We start from the raw sequence: 243 nt of genomic DNA, 5'->3' as shown, positions 1-243 counted from the left end.
CGATCCGCCCGTGGATCCCCGCTGACGTCCGGCCCGTCAGGCCGGCTCCCCGCCGCCCGCCGCCCGGGCGCGCACCGGCAGGGAGGGGCGCTGCGCGGCGACGCGCTCTGCGCCCTGGCGCAGCTTCGCCTCCGGGCCGTGCAGCGGCTGATGGGCCTCGCCGCGCCCGCGCTCGGCGAGGGGCCGGTCGAGGATCGCGGCGATCAGGTCCCGGGAGGCTGGCCGGCTCACGGTGCGGAACAG

Annotated in this window: 1 protein-coding gene; it reads right to left on the bottom strand. The window is 80.7% G+C overall.

The annotated features are described in order from the left end of the window. Window positions 1-36 precede the first annotated feature (36 nt). A partial coding sequence (locus RVY79_RS21205; RefSeq protein ID WP_317466590.1) for a hypothetical protein occupies window positions 37-243 on the bottom strand: 207 nt, incomplete at its 5' end.

It is taken from the genome of Chromohalobacter sp. HP20-39 (genome assembly GCF_033052815.1).
Taxonomy (GTDB): Bacteria; Pseudomonadota; Gammaproteobacteria; order Pseudomonadales; family Halomonadaceae; genus Chromohalobacter.
Note: the sequence above shows the minus strand (reverse complement) of the source record. Positions and strands in the feature narration are given on the sequence as shown.